Source organism: Salmonella sp. SAL4457 (assembly GCF_046548235.1).
GTDB lineage: Bacteria > Pseudomonadota > Gammaproteobacteria > Enterobacterales > Enterobacteriaceae > Salmonella > Salmonella enterica.
The window spans coordinates 1-229 of record NZ_JBGDZO010001498.1 but is presented as its reverse complement, the minus strand read 5'-3'; the positions used below and the strand labels follow the sequence as shown (position 1 = coordinate 229).

1 protein-coding gene is annotated in these 229 nt (G+C 67.2%); it reads right to left on the bottom strand.

Translation table 11 applies throughout. From position 1 onward, the window contains the following. Positions 1-229: cytochrome ubiquinol oxidase subunit I (locus ACLJNW_RS29195; RefSeq protein WP_410962167.1), on the bottom strand; the 229-nt coding region annotated here is incomplete at both ends.

Genomic DNA, 229 nt, shown 5'->3' with positions numbered 1-229 from the left:
AAGTACACCACCACGAAGGTCAGCAGGGTCAGGCTCATCTGCGTCACGCTCTGCGCCGAGGAGGCGTCGGCGGTGCGCATCAGTCCGTAGACCACCCAGGGCTGGCGGCCCATCTCGGTGGTGAACCAGCCGGCGAGGATCGCGATCAGGCCGGACGGTCCCATCAGCAGGGTCAGGCGCAGGAAGGCCTTCGAGTTGAACAGCTTGTCCTGGCCGCGCCAGCGCAGCC